Here is a 17535-nt window from a genome sequence, read left to right as displayed (position 1 = left end):
GGTTTCAATTCCTTTTCCGGGCAGGCACTCAAGGTACCCAAACAAACTCATTATGGTTGATCAAACTCCAAACGACATCTTCGTACATCATACGCCATTGCGGGCGTAACCTGGGATCCGGCGCTGGGCCGCGTTGCACGCGTCGTTGGATCTCTTGCTGGATTTCGTTCGCTTCGCCGACGAGGTGATTCGTCCAGGTGACGACGGGCAAGGGCTCGTCCGCAGGCACCTCGCTGAACTCGGCATCGGGGAGGATTCGGTCTTCGAATCCGGTCGCCAAAGCGAGAGTGAACTTCTCGCGTTCGGTGTCCGATGGGAATCTGGACAGGAATCGCAGAAACAAGGATTCGAGCAAGCTCTCGGCGTCGGCGGTTTGAATTGCCAGTTCCGCGAGTTCGCTTCCCGCAGACGCTCGTGTCAAATTCGATGTCAGAGTTCCGTTGGCAAGGATTCCGGGTTGCAACACGTTGGGATCCGTGTCCCGAAGGGCGATCGGGTTTTGTCTTGCTCCCGTCCAACCGAAAGCGTCGAGAACGTCAACGACGACTTGGGCTCGTGGCATCGAAAGACTCGGACGGTCACGTTCGTTTTGTAACCCGCAAAACATCCATGCGCGATGGGGAACGCCTAAAGAGAGTCGCTTGGATTCGGGAAGTGAGCCATCGTGCACGAACGTCAGCTCTTCGACATTCATCGTCGAACCGGTGCAATGAAACAGCGAATCGACCACTTGCTCCGCCGAGAGACGCCGCCGATCCGGTGCAGCAAAGTAGCGTTGTTCTTCCGAATCGGTCGCATTGTCGCCGATCGCTTCGCGTTGATACAAATCCGACCGCATGATCAATCGCATGATGTGTTTGATGTCATAGTCATGCAGGACAAGTTCATTCCCCAGCCAATTGAGCAATTCCGGGTGGCTGGGTGTCTTACCTTCCCAATCGTCGACCGGTTCAACAAGACCCGTGCCGATGAGCCGTTTCCATAAGTGGTTGACCAAAACCCGCGGAAAACGCTCGTTAGCAATGGATGTGAACATCAACGCGGCTTGCTCGCGAGTGTCCTCGGGCTTCCGTAACCATGTTTCGAAAGACTTTGCCGGTGCGGAAGAATCCGATGAAATCAAATCATCAAACGGCCAGGAAGCTTGAGCCGGATGCGAGAAATCCATCGTGACACTGATGAGCGACTCACGTTCCTTGCTTTCGAAAAACGCATCCGGCACTCGACTGGTTTTTGGTGGCGTCAGTGGGCGACGTCCAAGCATTGCGGCAAGAGAATAAAGGTCCTCTTGGGTTGTCGAATGGTAGGGCGAATCATGACACTTCGCACACTTCATCTCGATGCCCAAGAATGCCGACGACAACAGGTGCGCTTTCGCCGCCATCGGCGAATCATTCTCTCCTGCCAGCTCGAAACCGGCACTGCCGCCGGCGTGTTGATCGCCACGCATTAGGATTAAATTCGTAACCATGCGATCCAACGCCATGTTGTCTTTGAGCGAGTCATGCAAGAACCATCGGAACGGTCCGGTACTGCCCATCGATGGGTTGAGTAACGCAGGATTCTCGGCCAGCAAGTCCATGAACAAACTGACCCAGTGATCCGCATAGCGATCGTCTCGCAGCAACTTGTCGATCCACCGGAGTCGCTTGTCTTGGCTTGTATCGGACAAGAAGGCCTTGGCTTCGGCGGCAGTCGGCGGGATTCCGATCGTATCGAGATGCAAGCGGCGAATGAACGCGGCGTCATCGATGAGCGGTGACGGCTGAAGCTTGGCCGAATCAACAATCGGCTCAGGCCAAACGGCACCAGCGGCGACCCAATTTTCAAGTGTGCTGATTTGAGCGTCGGTCAACCCTTCGTCGGTCGGTGGCATCGCGCGGTCACGAACCTGAACGATTAGTTCGCTCGCATCGGGATCAAAAGGGACGACCGCGAGCTGTTCCGATTCACCCGGCTTCAACATTTCGTCGCGATGATCCAACCGCAACCCGCCTTTTTGTTTTTGACCGTGACATCGGAAGCACTGGTCTCGCAAAATCGGCAACACTTCCGAATGAAACGTTTCGGCATCTTGAAGTGCTTTCGCGTCGGCCTGACGTTTGACGGCCTTCACTATTTTGGACTTGATGAACGCGTCGATCGAATGCTGTTCGTTCGATGAGCTTTTCACCAACTCGCGAGCGGCCTGGTGACGTTGGTCCCAATAGTCGTCCTCCGACGCGGCAGCCCGTCTTCGATCGGAATCTTCCAAGCTAACCAGCGACGCTTCGATTTGCGGCAAAGCCTGTTCGACCGCTGCGTCGGTTAACGGCATCGTGTCTGTCGGCGAAAGAATCAAGAAGTCGCCGCTGCCTTCGGGTTGGATGGCAACGCACACCTCGCCCGACTCGACTCGCAGCCCGTTGCCGCCCACAACGAATTCCAAAACGACCCGGGATCGGGTGGAGTCGGATTCAACGGTATGTTCGACGATCGCTTCTTGTTGAACGAAACCGGCGCGTCGTCCACCGGGAAAGGGAGGTTCGGCAGGCGGAACGATCGGTTCCAGATTCCCACCCCGCCGCCGCAACGGTTGAGTCGTCGCCACTAATTTTCCATCGATCCACAATCGGCTCAGCGATCGTGCCCGCAACAGCATGCGATGAGTCCCGGCGGGCAATCGAAAATCACCAGCAATCCGAACCAGCACCGGCGAATCCCATAGTACTCGCGATCCCTGAGCGTCAAATCGGGCCGGCATCCGAGGTAGCAAGAACGAAGACGTCGACCATCGTGTTGTTTCGTCCGGCCACGTTTCGCCTTCGACCAACCATCGACCCGCGTCGCCGAGCCCCTCGTGAAACGTGACGAGAACGCGGTTTGGATCGGGCAAGGTCATGTCCGGCATTACCGCAGGCAGAGCAACGGTCTTGAGCGGTCCGTCGCGCGGCGGGGTTCGCGTAGCGAGAACATCATCACTGAGGATCATGCGATGCACGGCAACCTCGTCGATCCAACCCGAAAAGCTATTGCTGTTGTTGCCGCGACTCGCCGAACCGATCCAAACTTCGTCTTCATCGACCACGGGAGGCAACTTAGTTGCTCCGCCCATGTCCCACACGCCCTCGACCCTTTGTCCATCGATCCAACCTCGGATCGATTCCGGATCGCCAAATTGGTATCCGACGGCGATATGATGCCAACCCGATGAAATGCGAAAACCCTCCGTGCTTGTCCAGCGGTGCCAATGCTTGTCGCTCGAAGTCGGTTCGGTCGCAAACAGAAAACTAAGTTTCGCGACGCCGTTTTGGGACGTCGTTCGTAATGCCCAGTTCTGGTTGTCTTTGGGGAATCTTGGTGATCCGGAGCGTCCCTTGCCGATCACGTACATCTGATGACCATCTCGGGTTTTGTCTAACTTGACGAACGCCTCGATCGTAATCTCATCATCTTGTTGAAATTGAAAACGCGTTGGCTCGTCGGCGGTCGGAATGAACACATATCCCTTGCCACCGAACCGCAACGCGGTGTTGTCGCTGGGAAGATCCGGAAACTCCGGCGGACGTGGGCCGGTTTGGTCCCGTTTGACATCGCCGTTGATCTCAAAAGGGATCGTTTCCTCGGATCCGAAACTCCATTTGCCGATCATGCCCTCGTCGGCATCCGCGACCGTGCAAATCAATACCACACAAAACGTGACGATGAACAGGTGTTTTAACATCCCGAGATAGTTCATGGAGGTCGGTGAATATTTCATTGAATGATTGCCTTGATAACGGACGGGTTCGTATTGTACTCGATTTCGTAATGCGTCGGCGCAATTCATCGCGTTGAACGTTCGGCAGATGTGGGCAACTCGCCGGCTTGCCAGCGAGCGATCAGCGGGATCGTGACGGCGGCCCCCAGCCACGCCAAGGCGAGGTCTTTCTGGGCGTCCCAGGGATCGCCCTGCTGGCCATTGTAAGACTCCGCCATCGCTGGCGAAAAGGCGATGGCGATTTGCCACTCGAGGACTTCATACGCGGCTCCGACGGCGAGGACACAGCACATCGCCAAGACCGCCGCCGCCAACGGGCGGACTTGGCAGAACGACTGGATTAGATTCGACAAGGGAGGCAGACCGAGCACGCCCGAAGCGAAATGAACCAGACGATCGTAGTGGTTGCGTTTCCAATCAAACATCTCGGTCAATGTTCGTCCGGTTAATATTCGAACGACGTCGTCGTAAGGTACAAATGAATATATCCATCGCGCGCCGATCAGATGCAGCCACAAGAACGCAAGGCAACAACCCACCGCTAGCCGTGTCGGTTGAAACCAAATCACCGATCCGATCAAAAGCGTGATACCCAATACAGTCGGTACGTGCTGAAGGACTAACTCATTGGGATACGGGGCCGCGATGAATGATGCAGGGATCGCGACGACCGTCGCGAGCAGCAGGAACGTTTGAAGTCTCACTCGGAGGGCTCCTGGGCATCGATCGCCAACACATGAATGCAGTCGGCCCGAAACCTTACGTAGCCCAATGCGACGGTCGCTAAACAAAAGGTGATGATCGAGATGGGGGCGACGCCGGCCGCCAACATTCTGGGCGTGTCGAGGAATCGATCGCCCGCCCACCAAGCCAACGCGAGATACACACCATTGGCCAACAGGCAAAAATCGGCAACGAACCAGCACCACGATTGCCGGATCAACAACGCGGCCAAGATCGGGAGCGTCACTCCCAAAACTGGCCCGGCCCAAAGCGTTAACATGGGATTGGGATCGGGATTGTGCAATGAGAACGGTAGACGCCACGGCGAAACCGAGTAACCCGTCAGCGTCGCTCCACCACACCATCCGCCGATCAGATGCCCGATCTCGTGGCTAAACGTCATCGTGATCCAAGAGCACGCGATTAGGATCGCGAACGAACCGTAGCGACTTGTTGCATCACGGCGCATCCGGTTCCGCTTTCGATTCTTCGGTGAGAATGAAATCGGAAAATAACTGGTCCACGTCGCGTCGCATCCTCGCCGCGACCGGAGAACCATCGAGCGAACCGAGATCACCTTGGGTCAACTCGACGAGCGGCTGAAAGAACTTTTGGTGAAACGCGTCGACGGTCGTTTCGATGAATCCGTCTTCGCTCGAGAACGGGACGAGCAGTTCCATGTGACGAGAGCGATCGTTGCGAAACATCTCGATCAACAACTGGCCCCCGTCGAATGGTCGTACGTTGATCTCGCACCCTTGGTCGTGTTCGAAGAAACGGCTCGACGAAGCAAGGCACGACGCGATCGCTTGTTCCCGTTCGCCGTTCTGGACGTTCAAACGGATCGGAACGGCGATGTCCAATAAACGAAACGCTTGCGGGAAATCTCTCAACGTCGTGCTCCAATGATCGATAGCAACTTGAGGTTGATCCAGTTGCCACGCCGCTTGCCCGGCGATGGTTGCCACGAAGGCGCGATACAACTTTTCCGCTCGCGGTGGCAAGTCCACGAGTGCGGCGTCGGCCAAACGCAATGCTTCGGATTCGTCGCCCTGGCGCAAACGAACGCCCGCCCGAAGGGCTTGAAAGTACGGTGGCATCCAAGGTTGTTGCTCGGCTTGTTCGGCCTGGTTCAAAGCGACTTCCAAGACGCCTAGTGGGACCAAGTCGAGAAGTAAGAACCGGTGCCATGATTGCACCTGACTTTCGATACCCACACCACCGGGTTTGTAAGGACTCACCAAGTCGACAAGCCGCGTGCCGTTCAACTCGCTCGTGAGTCGTTGCTTGGTCGTCCACAGCGATGCTTGCAGCGACGCTATTCGGGAGAGCGACTTACCAACGGGAACCGATCCAATGGATAGTTGTTCCTGCAATTGCTCGCGTTCGTATTTCTGAATCGTCCATAAGATCAACGCGTCGGAGATACTTAAGTCGATCGACGAGTTACTCGTCGAAGCGGCACGGTCAGGCGATTCGGTCGCACGTCTTGCGAATCGCATCGCCAATTCGGACTCGTTGTATGCCAGCAACACCGATGCGATCGCGAGGTTCGTGTTCGCTTCGTCGTCGTGCAATGTATATGGCTCACGATCGCCTCGGTCCACTTGCGCTTTCTTGATCGCGTCGAGTGCTTCGGGAAAACGACCTTGCTGGACCAGCATTGCCGACAGCGGAACATAAGGTGACGAGTTCATCGGACTCTCCGTCGCATCCGCCGCTGCCAAGAACGCCTGTTCGGCTTCGCCAAAGCTTGCATTAAAAATTGCGGCGTAACCCAAATTGTTTTGCAGCACTCGTTGATTGGGAAAACGTTCACACATTTGACGTGCGGCCTGCAAGCTTGACTCGCGGCTCTTGAGCTTGTCTTCGATGATCATCAACGAATTACTCGCGTCGATGTCGTATTGACCGAGCCCTTGATACCTCGCAACCTCAGCCCGCGCCTCGTCGAATTTTTCAAGTTTGATCCATGCGAACGTTTTCAGCCAAGGAACCGGTGCGTAAACCTGCTCGATTCGATCGGCGGCCATCAGGACTTCTTCGGAACGGTCCATTGCCGTGAGGATATCCCATTCCGTCGAAAGGATTCGGATGTACCACTCTTGCCCGATCGGATCGTGTGGGTTGTCGTCCGCCATCGCCTCCGCCTGTCGCCGAGCGGCTCGGATCGAATTGAGTGCATAGGCCATGTCGCTCTCGGCGAACGCTTCGACTCTCGCCATCGCGTAGAGTCCGACGATCGAATCGGGACTTTCCCGCAAGATCGCGTCGGCTAGCGTACGTGCTTCGGCGTACCGTTCTTCCTCGACCGCTATGAACAGATCTTTTTCCTGTTGAGAGCCTTGCGCCAGAATCGTTCGCTCGAGCGAGTTCTCGGACACCTCGGCGATCGTATTCCAATAGTCCTCGTAGGCGGCCTCATCGTCGGGCGATGGTTCCTCTCGCAGCGGGATGATCTCGGGAAAGCCATCGGCAACGTGCTCAAAAGGACTGGGCGGATACAGCACCTCGTTGTTTTGGCAACCGGCGAGACCGCAACCGAGCAGACCGCAACCGATGATGCCGACAGCCCAGATGCATTCGAACGTTCGCCACCTCATTTCAACGAATCTCGGCAAAGCGATTCGATCACTTGCAACGTGACCTCCTCGACGATCGTATCGGACGAAGCGATTCCCGGCTGCAACTCCAACCGATGACTGAAGACCGGTAGCGACAATGCCTTCAAGTCGTCAGGAATGACGAAGTCGCGGCCGTACATCATCGCGCGAGCCTGCAACGCGGGGATCGTGACAACTAGCGCGCGGGTGGAGATCCCCTGTGCGACACGCGGGTCCGCTCGTAATCGACCTGCGATCTCGACGAGTGATTCGGTGATCGAACGCGAGATTTTGATTTGGTCTTGAATGACCTTCCGTGCTTGCGAAATCGATTCGGGTGTGATCAGTGGCGGAGACGCATCGGGTTCACGGGTGGATTGGGCCGCCGATGTCGCGTGTCCATCTTCGCGACACTGTGGGTACTTCATCGCCAGCACTTGCAACTCGTGATCCCGCGAAAGAAACGTCATCCGAATTTTGAACAGGAACCGATCCAGCTGAGCCTTCGGCAGCGGATAAGTGCCCGCTTGATCGAGAGGGTTCTGGGTCGCCAAAACCAAGAACGTGTCTTCGAGCGGATGCGTGACGTTGTCGACGGTGACTTGTTTCTCGGCCATCGCCTCAAGCATCGATGACTGCACCTTGGGGCTGGTCCGGTTGATTTCGTCTGCCAAAACGATGTTTGCGAAAACCGGGCCAGGCTGATAGGTCAACTGGTTCCGATTGGGATCGAACACGGTCGTACCCGTGACGTCCGATGGCAACAAATCCGGCGTGAACTGAATCCGCCGAAACGCGGCGAAGCGAGGATCGGAGTTCGTTGCCCGATGGATGCAACCGCCAAGAGCTTTCGCGAGCGTCGTTTTGCCCGAACCCGGATGGTCCTCAAGCAAAACGTGACCGTCCGCGAACAACGCCACCAAGATCAGATCGATCACGTCCGACCGCCCTTGAACCTGCGTCTCGCATGAGTTCTTGAGGGCGTGATAGATGGCTTGGACGTCCGACAACGTCTTGACGGTGGGAACCATGAAAGACTCGTTCTTCCGGAAAGGCTTGATTGGCTTTGATCGATCGGCTTGGTATTCTATCACAAGGGGGGTGAAAGAATCATCCTGCAGACCTCCGCGTTTTGTCAGGGCGAGTTCAACGACTTGTCCATCTCAACCAAAGACACGTTTGAATACGCTCAAATCCACTCTCCGATCAGTCCTTGACTGGATTCCGTTGACCGCGAGGGGAGTCATTCTGATTCCGGTTGCTTGGTGGACGCTGCGGAATCTTGCCTTGCAACAGCACGATCGATTGTTATTGGCCGCCACGACGGGAGGACTCTGTTTGTTGATTGCGATCGCAATGGTGGTCTTCGCTACCGCAATCGCGCTTCGTTGGATGAAGACGCCGGCCTTGTCGGACATCCGAGGGATGGAGACGGTTGAAATTTCGACCGGCTTGGTTCTTCCCGTTTGGGTGAGTTTGCCTTGCATCGCCGTTGACATTCGTTGGCTCAACTTTGAGGGCGTCGATGTGTCCATCGTAAGCCAACAAGGTTGTCTTCACGAACGAGCTCGGCCATCGCAACGCGGCCAGCGAGACGAACTGGTTCGGCAATTCGAAATCGGCGATGTGTTCGGTTTATCCCGAGTGAAGTTTCAGCGGACCTTTCCACAATCCGTTCGGATTGAACCATTGCCTGCGGTCAACGCTGCGGTGACGCAAGTCCGCCGCGATCAACAGGGTGACGATCTGGCTCACCCGAATGGAAAACCACATGGCGATTTGATCGAGATGCGTCACTACCGCCCCGGCGATCCATTGAAATTGGTGCTTTGGAAGCACTACGCACGAACGAAGCAGCTTCTAGTCCGTCAACCAGAAAAATCGATCGCGTGCATGACCCAAACGATCGCGTGTTTCGTCGCCGGCCCGGGTGACCAAGCCAGTGCTGGTGTGGCACGAACGATCTTGACGGAATTGACTCAGGCGGGCGAAGAGTTGTTGTTTCAAGCGGACGGTGCCTCGCGGGCGACCGATTGCGCCTTCGAGGCTCTTGATCAGATCATCCAATCGGCCGACATGCGGGTTCGTGGAGGTGGAATCATCGCGGCATTGGGCGCGACGATGCCGTCGAACGTGATTCGTCATTGCATCGCGTTTGTTCCCAGTCAACCAGGACCTTGGATCGATCATGTGATTGCCGGCAAGACGGCATCGCATTGGGAAATCGATGCCGTGATCGGCGTCGATGAACCGATCTCATCGAAGCCTCATCGATTTCTTCCTTCATGGACTTTTCGTAAGCCGTCGGCAGAATTGGTGCAACTTGACGAAGTCCAGTCGGTGGTCAGTCGTTTGACTCAAGCGGGGATTGCGACGCGAATCATCCATCGCCGATCGGGCCAACCTATCTCAACGATCTCGTTGCGGGGACAATCGGCATGAGTCGACCCGACACGCGCAAGCAGACGATGGTGCTGGCGATCGCATATGGCGTCGCGTTCATGATCTTGTCGTCGGCGATCGCGAGCGTTCCGGGAGTCGTTGCGACCGGACTCGGTGCAGTTGCCGGTGTGTATTCGTATCGTTGGTTGATCGACCAAACCTTTCGCAATGCAGTTCCTGCGTTGATCGCGTTGGCGTTCTTGATCTTCGGACTCTGGGGACCGGCTTGGATCGGACAAGCGTCGTGGGTAGCGAGTTTGTTCGGGATCTCCGCCACTTTGGTTCTGATTCAATCGGCGACTCTGGCGATCACGTCGCTCGGTGTGGTGATGCTAGCCCGAGCGTTGAATCAAAGCTCGCGGGTGTTCTCGATGATCGATGGTTTGGTGATGGTGGCGGCAATCTGCGGACGTTTCGCGGCGCATCGCAACTACCATTGGGGACATCCACGGTTCCTCGCCGATTGGGCGGGTATCGAAGGCTACGAACTTCCATTCCTGTTCGTGCTTCTCGGACTCGTCGCCTTGTCGTTCGGACTGATTGCGGGGATGCGAATCACTAGTGCCCGACACGCCGCCCTCTCGGTGATCAGTGTATTGTTGTTCTTTATGGTGTTGATGTGGCTCGGTGGCAGATTTTTGCGAAACCCAACCTCTGAACTAATCGTTTCATCGGGCAAGGCCGCCCAACGGTCCGGCGGTACGCTTTCGAATGATCCTTCCGATCAAGGGGAACCGGACGAGACATCAGATGGCTCCGGCACCGGCGGTCAAGCCGAAGAGCTAGGCGCTGAGACTGAGGGTAGCGGTTCGGCCGAATCGAGCGGCTCGGAAGGAAATGGCGATTCAGAATCGGGAAAAGGGTCTGAATCAAACAGCGAGACCCAGCCAAACAGCAACTCTCAGTCAAACAACGAGTCCGATTCGGGCAACGCACCGGCTACAAATGCGAAACGTGGTCGAAGCGGTCGCTCGAAATCCGACGATCCGATGCCTTCGGCCGCTAACCAATCGACCACGCCCGAGCCGATAGCGTTGGTGTTGCTGGAAAAGAATTTTCAGCCCGTCGAGAACGCTTGGTATTTTCGGCAGACCGCAGTCAGCCTGTTCAACGGCAAGCGTTTGGTGACCGCATCGGAGGACCGCTTCGACGACGATATTCCCAGCGGATTCTCGAGTGACGAGGTCGAGATTGTTGGAATCCCGTTACCCGAGAATATGCACGATATCGTTCCGCTGGTGGTTAACTTGATCGCCGAGCAACCTCGGCCGTTCAGTATGCCCAGCATGATTTCGTTTGCCCCGATGCGGAACCCGGACCCCGAGTATTTTCGTCAGTCGTTCCGCGCCGAAAGTTGCGTTCTAACCGATGAGACGGTCGAGGAGGAAACTTTCAGCTTGTACTCATCGTTGTGCTACTTTGATGAAGGCGACTCCGAATGGGACGAGGACTTGTGGGCCCACTACACGCGCGGCCCCGACGATCCTCGATACCGTGAACTCGCCGAAACGATCATCGCCGAACGAATCACGACGGTCGCGTATGAAGGGCTCGAAGATTCGGCGATGCTCAAGACGCTGGCGATCAAACGGTGGTTGGAAAAAAACACGACCTATTCGCACGACCCGCGATTCGACGATCCGACCGTCAATCCGGCGGAACAGTTTCTTTTCGGCGAACGTTTCGGTTACTGCGTTCATATCTCGCACGCGACCGTTTATCTTTTGCGTTCGCTCGGCATTCCCGCGCGGATCGGAACCGGGTACATGGTTCCGACTCAGCGGAATGGGAAGTCCTCATCGATCTTGATTCAGTCCACCGACGCGCATGCGTGGCCGGAAATTTATCTCGACGGAGCGGGCTGGGTGGTTGCGGACGTCTCACCGGAGAAAATCGACGAATCAACGCTGATTGCGCCGGAGCCCGATCCGACGGTCGGTCAGTTCTTGGCCGACAAGGCTCGCAACAAGGACCAGCACCAACGTCGTATTCGCGAAAAGAAGTACTCTCGCCATTTTCCGTTGAAACTGGCCGACCTGCCATGGATTTTGCTGGCGGCAATCGCGTTGCTTTACCTGATCAAATCATGGATCCGGTGGTGCCCCTGGATCGCGGGCGAGGAAGATTTCGTTCGCGTGACTCAGCGGGCGGCCATCTTGCATCTCGCCGAGATCGGGATTCAAAGAGGATTTGGTGAAACGCGATCGGAGTTTAGCCAACGAATCTCGAATCATTTTCCCGAGTTCGCGGACTTGACCGACGCTCACATGAGTGAAGTCTACGGACGCGGTCGACATTCTACGCGTCAAGAATGTTTGAAGGCTAACCTGCAAACGCGGTTGCGTTCACGGCAATCGGCCGGTTGGCCGCGTTGGGTGATCGGCATCCTCGATCCTCGTTTTTGGACGCTGGTGAGGTGAGAAAATCAAAATCTCTTCCGCGCATGTCCGGTCGAGGCTTCCTTTCAGTATTCTAGGGATAACGACGTGTTGAATCGGACCGATGGATCGGGGTGACGTGTGTCGGTTTCGTCGAAGAACTCTGCGACTTTCTTAATGTCCCATCTGAGCTAATTATGATTTTCACCGTTTACCGGACCTGGATTCGCGGCCTTTGCTGGGTCGGCATGAGTGCGTGTTGGGCGACCGTTGCGTCGGCCGATCTCGATTCGATCGCGCTCACCGAAGTGAAGGGGATCCTTCGCAGTCGTTGTTTAGAATGCCACCGTGCGGAAGCCTCGTCGACTGATTTTGATGTGCTCGACGTCGAATCCCTCATCAAATCAAAAACCGTCGCTCCTGGCGACGCCGACGGTTCGGCGTTGATGCGGGTCATCACGACGGACGACCCGGAAGTTCGAATGCCTCAAGATCTCCCCGCCTTACCCGCCGAGGAAATCGAAAAAATTCGCCGTTGGATCGCCGGCGGAGCGAAAGCGTTCCCGGAAGATGTCCAGCGCCCCGAGGTCCAACAGCAGGAGGATGCGTTTGCGGGATTGGTGGGCGTCGAATACGTCTTGAAACAAATTCTCGCTCACCAGAGAAAACAGAAGCCGGATCACCAGAGATACATCCGCTACTTTAGCTGCAATCACCTGCTGACTCGTGGTGCCACGCGTGACGAGTTGAATCTACAGCGGGACGCATTGGCTAAAACGATCAATCACCTGACGTACGAGCGTGATCCCGTCGAACTCGAAATCATCGATGGTGAAACGGCAACCGTGTTCGCCGTCGACATACGCAAGTTGGGATGGCACGCCGATGTGCTAAAGGCATCGGACAGTTTTTTGGCGACCAAGAGCAGTCTCGATAAGTACGACCTGATTCTTTTGGAGTATCCCTATGGGATCGGATACGAAGATTCGGAAACGTACGATCGTTTGGAGCGGGAGTTCTTGAAACCTTCGGAGATGGTCCGTCAGATTCCCTATCTGCGTTCAGATTGGTTCTGCAGCACGGCGTTGCAACCGGTACTCTATCACGACATCATGGGATTGCCCCACACGGTTTCGGAACTCGAACGCGACATCATCGGGGTGGACGCGGACGAAGAGCTTCACCACGAACGCATCCATCGTGGAGCGGTCATTTTGTCGGGCGTCTCGCGGAACAACCGGGCTGCCGAACGCTATTCGGCACCGCACGGCGCGTATTGGAAGTCGATCGACTATTCCAGCAACGTGGGTAGCGAGAACATCTTCCGCGACCCGGTCGACTTGCATGGCGTCGGTGGCGAAATGATTTTCAATTTGCCCAACGGTTTGCAAGGCTACTACCTAGCCGATGCCGCCGGCAACCGTCTCGATGCCGGGCCGACGGCGATCGTCACGGATAAATTCGCCGAAGACAAAGTCGTTCGCAACGCATTGTCGTGTGTTCGATGTCATGACAAAGGAATCAAACCATTCAAAGACGTCGTTCGTCCGGCGATCGAGAGCTTGCCCGGACATTTGGGATTCAACAAGAAACAAGTGCTCGCACTGTATCCCGAACAGGACGAACTCAGTGCGCTACTCAAAAAAGATACCGATCGTTTTCTTGGCGCCTTGGAAAAAGTCTTGGGACGGCCTCAATCGATCGAGCCACTGGTGCCGGTGACACGTCGGTACTTGGAAGACCCGTTGTTGTTGGGCACGGTCGCTGGTGAACTCGGTTTGGAAGATTCCGAAGACATGGCGGCAGTATTCCGCAGTCGCCAGTTCACGTCGTTGGGTTTGCTACCGTTGGCCAGCAAAGGCGCGATCCGTCGCGATACTTGGGAAGACTACTTTGACCAAGTCGTCCACCAACTTGGGCTCGGTAAACCGGTCGTGCCGCTCGATGCGATCTCGCGACGTAACTACGCTCCCTTGGGCGTTGGACCAGACATTACACTTACGACGACTCGCGGCACTCGGTTGTTCGGCGCGGGCGACAAGATCGCGATTCTGGTCAAGAACAATGGCAAGCTACCCATCTTCATTGAATTGATCGGCACCAGCACTCGGGGCGAAAATATCGTCCTCGTTCCGGCAGGAACGAAACTGTCGCCCGGTCAAGAGCACCGTTTCCCCGAGGAAGGCACCCTGACCGTCAAAGCTGCCACGGGCCAAGAATTCATCACCGTCTTTAGCAGCGATCAGTCCTTCGTCGCGGGAACCCGTTATCACGGCAAGCACACCGCCGACCGTTACGTCCACGACCTCTCGACGATCAACACCGCGCCGATCGTCAAGAAAACGCTCGTGATCGAAACGCGGTAGTCAGCTTTGCCGTTCAAGCGAACATCACCGGTTCGCCTTGTATCAGTTATCGCCGCATTCGGTGTCTTTTTTAGGCAATTGATACAAGCCCGCCGCGCGACGGCGTGTTGATTGAGTGCACGTTTGGGCGTTTTCGTTTAACGGCAAGCCGCAGGCGCCCGCGTTTTCAAACTCTGTCGCCTGCGGCTTGCCGTTAAACGATTCAATCACCAGACCGTTGCGCGTCGGGCTTGTAGGTTTGCGGCGTAACCGCTCAACGGTTAAGGGGGGGCTTTTGACCGACGCTCACATGTCGATCTCATAGCCTTTGCGACATTCTCGCGAGAGGAACGCATTGGCTTGTTCGTCACCGACGATTTCGCGTTTGGTCGGGTCCCAGTTCAGTTCCCGTCCTAAACGGATTGCGATGTTGGCCAAGTGACAAATTTCTAGCATGCGGTTGTGTGACCAAACATCGGAGATGGGTTGTTCACGCGACGCCATGGCGGCAACAAAGTTGGCGGTATGATTCTCGCTCACCGGGCCACCATAGACGGCTTCCACGGCACCTTCGGGTAACGGATTGGACTCTAAGTCTTCGACCGGTTTGCCGGTCAATTTGCCGCGATTGACAAAGAATCGCCCCTTCGTTCCTTCGAACAGAATACCATTGTCGCCTTCGCTGGTGATCACCAACGGAATGTCGCCGGGCATGTTGGCATGGATCTCGAACTTGGTCGGCGAATTGTATTGATCGTCGACGGTCGGATATCCATTCTCATATTCGACCGGCAACGAATAACTGACCGGGGTAATCTTGTTCGGTCCCGAATCGCTCGCGCCCAGTGCCCAGGTCGCGATGTCGACGTGGTGGGCACCCCAGTCATTCATTTGGCCACCGGAATACTCGTACCAATTGCGCCATGCGTAATGGCAGTTCGTGTAGAGCGGGACGCCGCCGCCGTAACCTTCACGCATTTGAGGCAACGCGCGATAAGGAACCTTGGCAGCCGGGCCGAGCCACTTGTCCCAATCGAGTCCTTCAGGCACATCGATGGCCGGAATCACCGGCGATCCGGTCGCACCATTGATTCCGCAAGTCACTTTCACAATCTCACCAATTCGGCCGTCTCGAATCAACGCGATCGCTTTGAGGAATCGCTGATCGCTCTCGGTACGCTGCATCGTCCCGACCTGGAATACTCGGCCGGTCTGTTTGACCACTCGCTCGATCAATTTTCCTTCGTCGATCGTCAACGTCAGCGGTTTTTCGCAATAGACGTCCTTGCCGGCCAACATCGCTTCGACCGAAATTTTCGTGTGCCAGTGATCGGGCGTCGCGATCATTACCGCGTCGATATCGTCTCGCTCGAGAACCTTGCGGTAGTCGCTGTATCCATCCGCCTTTTTGCCGGTTTGCTTTTCGAGTTTCTCAAGGTTCTCCCCGAGCACGTTGGCGTCGACATCCGCGAAAGCCGCAAAGTCGGCGAATTTGGTCGATTTGCTGGTAATCGACCAACCTTGATTACGCAAACCAATCGTGGCAAAAACCGGCCGTTCGTTCGGCGACTCTTGACCACGGGTGAGGCTGCTCGAGCCCACAAAATATCCAGTCGCCGCCGCAGCGGAAGTGGTTCGCAAAAAGTGACGGCGGTTCAGGGGACGGGGAGAAGACATTCAAAGCCTCAGGGTGAAGGGTGGTTGAAAATGGCGGATTTCGCATCGCGGAGCAGGATTATACTTGAACTGAAATCAACCGGTGAGCGATGAGCGGGTCGTTTCTACGACGTGGACTTGAGCCGTTTGGTTCGAATGCCGACGGGTGGAACGGGTATAAGCAACATAATCGCCGTTGGCCGAATAGACGACCGCAGTGCCCTGAGGCGGATGCTCACAATCGGGATCGGTCAAAGATGTGATTTGACCGGTCTGGGTATCGACTTCGCCGACCGCGTTACTGATCACGCAAGCGATCGCCCGGCCATCGCTGCGAAACGTGAAGCTGGACGCGATGCCGTGTTGTCCATCGGTGAGCTGCCGGAGCGACTCACCATCGGGTGAAGTGAGCCAGATCTGCACGACACCGGCATCGTCGCGCATCAAGAACGCGATTTGTCGACCGTCGGGCGAACTGCGCGGCCAATGCCGTACATCGCAAGCAAGACCTGGAAAAACGCGATCCGTCGTCCGAGTGAGGCGACGTTGCAAGGTACCTTTGGGCGGGCGAGGGCGAGTCGTCGGTGTGCCCTCGAGCGGACCTTCCCCGGCCATGCAGCAATCAGCGGGAAGCTGACACAGAAACAACTCCGGGACAGACTTTCCTTGGACCGTCATGACATCGCCGATAAAAGCAAACGCACCCGATGATTCGGGATCGTCGTTCGACCGATAGGTCGATGGCAACCATGCATCCTCGTAGGCGCGGCTGATTTGATCGCTGCCCGGTTCCGGCCGATCGTGAGTCCGCGTTGCCAGAAAACTAAAGAACTCACCGTCGTGGTTTCGAGGATGGGTTTTCGGAACGGCGATCCGTCGGATCGGAATCGATACGCCAACGTTGCGTTGATTGCGTTCGCACCGTTCGTCGTCGGCCACGTCGAGTACATGATCTTCGTAGGTATAACTGATCGAACGCCCGTCCGCACAAAACACATGCACGTGCGAACCGCCACGCAGCGCACCCGGAGTAAAGGGTGGAACCAGATCGCGGGCGTCCAAATTCAAAACCGAATCGGGTTGTCCCGGCGTCATCACGATGCCGCGTCGATGGCAAGCCGAATATCGCCAATCGCTCGTCGGTCGTGACGGACCATGGATGAATGCGATTCGATCATCCGTGGGGCTGGCCGTGACCACGCCTACCTTCGCATCATCGCGGGCCTGGAAAATAACCTGGACTTCTCCCGTTTGGTGATCGACTCGCTCGATCCGATCACCATCGAATCGGTGATCTGCGGAACGAACGTCGTAGTAGATCCAACGACCATCGTGCGACCATACGTTTGCGTTGGTCAAAACATGATTATCCGACGAATCAGTCAGGCAGATCTCTATCGAATTCATGGAGGGGACAAGTCGCGGCCGGAAAAACGAGAGAGTGGTAACAGGTTCAAGATCGTTCTTGCATCCAACGTTTAAGTGAAAATAGCTGCGATGTCTATAGAAACGTCGCTTTTCCACACGGATTCGTGGTTGTTGCGTTGCTCGGTCAGCGATCGGCGTTCCGCCCGATCGGGAAGCTCAACTGACACACAACGCGCAGTCGTTACGACCTGCAGCACGACCGTCGATTGGCCGAACGGGGT

10 protein-coding genes are annotated in these 17535 nt (G+C 56.1%); 3 read left to right on the top strand and 7 right to left on the bottom strand.

The window, feature by feature from the left end; translation table 11 throughout:
* Positions 1-28: 28 nt before the first annotated feature.
* The 5 genes from Pla100_RS23630 to Pla100_RS23610 all read right to left on the bottom strand — a co-directional run bounded on the left by Pla100_RS23630 (position 29) and on the right by Pla100_RS23610 (position 8096).
* A complete protein-coding gene (locus Pla100_RS23630) occupies positions 29-3739 on the bottom strand; it encodes a DUF1553 domain-containing protein (protein WP_231603459.1) in 3711 nt (1236 codons plus the stop codon).
* A gap of 65 nt (positions 3740-3804) precedes the next feature.
* Positions 3805-4443, bottom strand: a complete 639-nt coding sequence (locus Pla100_RS23625; RefSeq protein ID WP_146580828.1) for a DUF2238 domain-containing protein — start codon at positions 4441-4443, stop codon at positions 3805-3807.
* Positions 4440-4865, bottom strand: a complete 426-nt coding sequence (locus Pla100_RS23620; RefSeq protein ID WP_146580826.1) for a hypothetical protein — start codon at positions 4863-4865, stop codon at positions 4440-4442. Before Pla100_RS23620 ends, Pla100_RS23625 begins: the two co-directional genes overlap by 4 nt.
* A 55-nt stretch (positions 4866-4920) precedes the next feature.
* Positions 4921-7065, bottom strand: a complete 2145-nt coding sequence (locus Pla100_RS23615; protein ID WP_197168183.1) for a tetratricopeptide repeat protein — start codon at positions 7063-7065, stop codon at positions 4921-4923.
* Positions 7062-8096: an AAA family ATPase gene (locus Pla100_RS23610; protein ID WP_146580822.1), complete on the bottom strand. Its 1035-nt coding sequence runs from the start codon at positions 8094-8096 to the stop codon at positions 7062-7064. The genes Pla100_RS23615 and Pla100_RS23610 overlap by 4 nt, the downstream gene beginning before the upstream one ends.
* 148 nt (positions 8097-8244) lie before the next feature.
* Between Pla100_RS23610 and Pla100_RS23605 the strand changes: the two genes are divergently transcribed.
* The 3 genes from Pla100_RS23605 to Pla100_RS23595 all read left to right on the top strand — a co-directional run bounded on the left by Pla100_RS23605 (position 8245) and on the right by Pla100_RS23595 (position 14251).
* A complete protein-coding gene (locus Pla100_RS23605; RefSeq protein ID WP_197168182.1) occupies positions 8245-9507 on the top strand; it encodes a DUF58 domain-containing protein in 1263 nt (420 codons plus the stop codon).
* Positions 9504-11927 (top strand): transglutaminase domain-containing protein, encoded by a 2424-nt coding sequence (locus Pla100_RS23600; RefSeq protein WP_146580818.1) that lies wholly within the window; start codon positions 9504-9506, stop codon positions 11925-11927. Before Pla100_RS23605 ends, Pla100_RS23600 begins: the two co-directional genes overlap by 4 nt.
* Positions 11928-12082: 155 nt before the next feature.
* Entirely contained in the window at positions 12083-14251 is a 2169-nt protein-coding gene (locus Pla100_RS23595; protein WP_146580816.1) for a c-type cytochrome domain-containing protein, read from the top strand.
* A 285-nt stretch (positions 14252-14536) separates the two neighbouring features.
* Here Pla100_RS23595 and Pla100_RS23590 read toward each other — a convergent pair whose 3' ends face one another.
* Positions 14537-15907: a Gfo/Idh/MocA family protein gene (locus tag Pla100_RS23590; protein WP_146580814.1), complete on the bottom strand. Its 1371-nt coding sequence runs from the start codon at positions 15905-15907 to the stop codon at positions 14537-14539.
* A 75-nt stretch (positions 15908-15982) separates the two neighbouring features.
* Positions 15983-17245 carry a DUF3748 domain-containing protein gene (locus Pla100_RS23585; RefSeq protein ID WP_231603457.1) on the bottom strand — a complete coding sequence of 421 codons (1263 nt, stop codon included), beginning with the start codon at positions 17243-17245 and terminating at the stop codon, positions 15983-15985.
* Positions 17246-17535 lie beyond the last annotated feature (290 nt).

The sequence above is a fragment of the Neorhodopirellula pilleata genome, assembly GCF_007859915.1.
Taxonomy (GTDB): domain Bacteria; phylum Planctomycetota; class Planctomycetia; order Pirellulales; family Pirellulaceae; genus Rhodopirellula; species Rhodopirellula pilleata.
Note: the sequence above shows the minus strand (reverse complement) of the source record. Positions and strands in the feature narration are given on the sequence as shown.